The 3895-nt window shown below is 69.3% G+C and carries 3 protein-coding genes; all 3 read left to right on the top strand.

The genetic code is table 11. From position 1 onward, the window contains the following. Nucleotides 1-1518, top strand: a 1518-nt coding sequence (locus tag QZX79_RS04045; RefSeq protein ID WP_294565035.1) for a glutamate synthase-related protein, incomplete at its 5' end; no start/stop codon positions are given. Beyond that, entirely contained in the window at nt 1511-2968 is a 1458-nt protein-coding gene (locus tag QZX79_RS04050; protein ID WP_294565038.1) for a glutamate synthase subunit beta, read from the top strand. The genes QZX79_RS04045 and QZX79_RS04050, both read left to right, overlap by 8 nt. 48 nt (nt 2969-3016) lie before the next feature. After that, the coding region (pyk, locus tag QZX79_RS04055; RefSeq protein ID WP_294565040.1) for a pyruvate kinase at nt 3017-3895 on the top strand (879 nt) is incomplete at its 3' end.

A 3895-nucleotide genomic window follows, 5' to 3' on the forward strand; every position in this document is an offset into this window, starting at 1 on the left:
TCGGCCCGGGTGCACGTGAAGCTCGTCTCCGAGGTTGGCATCGGCACGGTGGCCGCAGGCGTCACCAAGGCCAAGGCCGACGTCGTGCTGGTCTCCGGGCACGACGGCGGCACCGGCGCCAGCCCGCTGAACTCCCTGAAGCACGCCGGCATGCCGTGGGAGCTCGGCCTTGCGGAAACGCAGCAGACCCTGATGCTCAACGGGCTGCGCGACCGGATCGTCGTGCAGGTGGACGGGCAGCTGAAGACCGGCCGCGACGTCGTCATCGCCGCCCTGCTGGGCGCCGAGGAGTTCGGTTTCGCCACCGCGCCGCTGGTCGTCTCGGGCTGCGTCATGATGCGGGTGTGCCACCTCGACACCTGCCCGGTGGGTGTCGCGACGCAGAACCCGGAGCTGCGCAGCCGCTTCACCGGCAAGCCGGAGTTCGTGGTGAACTTCTTCGAGTTCATCGCCGAAGAGGTACGCGAGATCCTCGCAGAGCTCGGCTTCCGCACCCTCGAGGAGGCCATCGGCCGCACCGAGCTGCTCGATCTCAAGCAGGCACTCGATCACTGGAAGGCCGACGGGCTCGACCTCGAGCCGATCCTGCGCGGCGGCGAAACCGGCCCGGACACCCCCCGGCGGAACCTCACCACACAGAACCACGAGCTGGACAAGCACTTCGACAATCGGCTCATCAGCATGAGCGCGGAGGCCCTGGCCAACCGCTCGCCGGTGCGGATCTCCGTGGACGTGGTCAACACCGACCGTTCGGTGGGCACCATGCTCGGCTATGAAGTGACGCGGCGGTTCGGCCTCGACACCCTGGCCACCGACACGATCGACGTGACCCTCACCGGGCAGGCCGGGCAGTCCCTGGGCGCCTTCCTGCCCGCCGGGATCACCCTGCGGCTGCTGGGGGACTCCAACGACTACGTCGGCAAGGGCCTCTCCGGCGGCCGGATCATCGTCCGCCCGGACCGGGCCAACCTCTTCCACGCCGACCGCAATGTGATCGCCGGCAATGTGATCGGCTACGGCGCCACCAGCGGGGAGATGTTCCTCCGCGGGCAGGTGGGGGAGCGGTTCCTGGTGCGCAACTCCGGGGCCACGGCGGTGGCCGAAGGCATCGGGGACCACGGCTGCGAGTACATGACCGGCGGCCAGGCCCTCATCCTGGGCCGCACCGGCCGCAACTTCGGCGCCGGCATGTCCGGCGGCGTGGCCTACGTCCTCGACCTCGACCGGACCCGGATGAACAAGCAGAGCCTGGACAGCGGGGAGCTGCAGCTTGTGCCGCTTGACGCCGAGGACATCGAGATCGTGCGCCGGCTGCTGATTCAGCACTCCGAGGAGACCGAATCCGCCCTCGCGGCCAGCCTGCTGGAGCGCTTCGACGACACCGTCGGACGCCTCACCAAGGTGCTGCCGCGCGACTACGCCGCCGTCCTCGATGCCAGGGCAAGCGCCGTCCAGCAGGGGCTCGACCCCGACGGCGAAGAAGTATGGACCAAGATCCTGGAGGTAACCGGTGGCTGACCCACGCGGATTTCTGAAGGTACGCGACCGCGAGACCCAGCCCCGCCGCCCGGTTCCGGTGCGCATCATGGACTGGAAAGAGGTCTACGAGGCGCAGGAGAAGGGGGTGCTGAAGAGCCAGGCAGGCCGCTGCATGGACTGCGGCATCCCGTTCTGCCACCAGGGCTGCCCGCTGGGGAACCTGATCCCGGAGTGGAACGACCTCGTGTACCGGGACAAGGGCAGGGAGGCCGTGGAGCGCCTCCACGCCACCAACAACTTTCCCGAGTTCACCGGTCGGCTCTGCCCCGCCCCGTGCGAGGCCTCGTGCGTGCTGGGCATCAACCAGCCCGCGGTCACCATCAAGCAGGTCGAGGTGTCGATCGCCGACCTCGCCTTCGCCGAGGGCATGGTGGAGCCGCACCCGCCCGAGCGCCTGACCGGGCGCACCATCGCCGTCGTCGGCTCCGGGCCGGCCGGCCTCGCCGCCGCCCAGCAGCTCACCCGCGCCGGGCACACGGTGGCCGTGTACGAGCGCGACGACCGCGTCGGCGGGCTGCTGCGCTACGGCATCCCCGACTTCAAGATGGAGAAGATTCACCTCGAGCGGCGTCTCGACCAGATGCGGGCCGAGGGCACCCGGTTCCGCACCGGCGTCGACGTGGGCCGGGACATCAGCTGGGACCAGCTGCGGCGCCGGTACGACGCCGTCGTCGTCGCCACCGGGGCCACCGTGCCCCGCGACCTGCCCATCCCGGGCCGGGAGCTCGAGGGCGTGCACTTCGCCATGGACTACCTCGTGCAGGCCAACCGGGTGGTGGCCGGGGAAACCGTCGACGACCAGATCTCGGCCGAGGGCAGGCACGTCGTCATCCTCGGCGGCGGGGACACCGGCGCCGACTGCCTGGGCACCGCCCACCGCCAGAAGGCCGCCTCCGTCACCACCCTCGCCATCGGGCAGCAGCCGCCGTCCGAGCGGCGGCCGGACCAGCCCTGGCCGACCTTCCCGAACCTCTTCGAGGTGGCCAGCGCGCACGAGGAGGGCGGGGAGCGCACCTATCTCGCCTCGACCGTTGAGTTCCTGGGCGAAAACGGGAAGCTGACGGCCCTGCGGGTCGCCGAGACCGAAGTCGTCGACGGGCGCCGCCGCGCGAAGGCCGGCACAGAACGGGAGATTCCGGCGGACCTCGTCTTCCTCTCCCTCGGGTTCACCGGCCCCGAACCGGCCGGACTCACCGAGCAGGTCGACGCCGCGTTCGACGAGCGCGGCAACGTCGCCCGGGACGGGTACTACATGACGAACACCCCCGGCGTCTTCGCAGCGGGTGACGCCGGCCGCGGGCAGTCGCTGATCGTGTGGGCCATCGCCGAGGGGCGGGCCTGCGCCGCTGCCGTCGACCAGTGGCTCATGGGCTCGACCCGCCTCCCGGCACCGGTGGCCCCGACCGACCGCTCCATCGCGCTTCTCTGACAGCGCACCTGACACTCGACCCCCCAAATCCCGACTAGGCTAGGTTTCATGAGACGCGCGAAAATTGTTGCAACATTCGGTCCTGCTATTGCCAGCTATGAGAACACTCTCGCTGTGCTTGAGGCCGGAGTGGACGTGGCCCGGATGAACATGAGCCACGGGGACTACGAAGTCCATTCGAAGACCTACGAGAACGTCCGGAAGGCCTCGGCGGAGCTCGGCAAGCCGGTGGGTATTTTCGCCGACCTCCAGGGCCCCAAGATCCGCCTCGGGCGGTTCGAGAACGGACCCTACCCGCTGGCGCGCGGGGATGTGTTCACCATCACCACCGAGGACATCCTGGGCACCCAGGAAATCTCCTCCACCACGTTCAAGGGCCTCCCGCAGGATGTCAACGTCGGGGACCTGCTCCTCATCGACGATGGCAAGGTCTCGCTGCGGGCCACGGCCGTTGACGACGTCAAGGTCGTCACCGAGGTCGTCGTCGGCGGCATGGTCTCGAACAACAAGGGCATCAACCTGCCCGGCGTCGCCGTGAACGTTCCGGCCCTGAGCGAGAAGGACGAGGAGGACCTGCGCTGGGCCATCCAGACGGGCGTCGACATGGTCGCCCTGTCCTTCGTCCGCAACGCCTCCGACGTCAACCGGGTCCACGAGATCATGGACGAGGAAGGGCGCCGCGTTCCGGTCATCGCGAAGATCGAGAAGCCGCAGGCCGTCGAGGCCCTCGAAGAGATCATCGACGCCTTCGACGCCATCATGGTGGCCCGTGGTGACCTCGGCGTCGAACTGCCGCTGCAGGAAGTGCCGATCGTCCAGAAGCGCGCCATCGAACTGGCCCGCCGCTGGGCCAAGCCGGTCATCGTCGCCACGCAGATGCTCGAGTCCATGATCGACAACCCCCGCCCCACCCGGGCGGAGGCCCCC

Source organism: uncultured Arthrobacter sp. (assembly GCF_902805515.1).
Classification (GTDB): domain Bacteria; phylum Actinomycetota; class Actinomycetes; order Actinomycetales; family Micrococcaceae; genus Arthrobacter_D.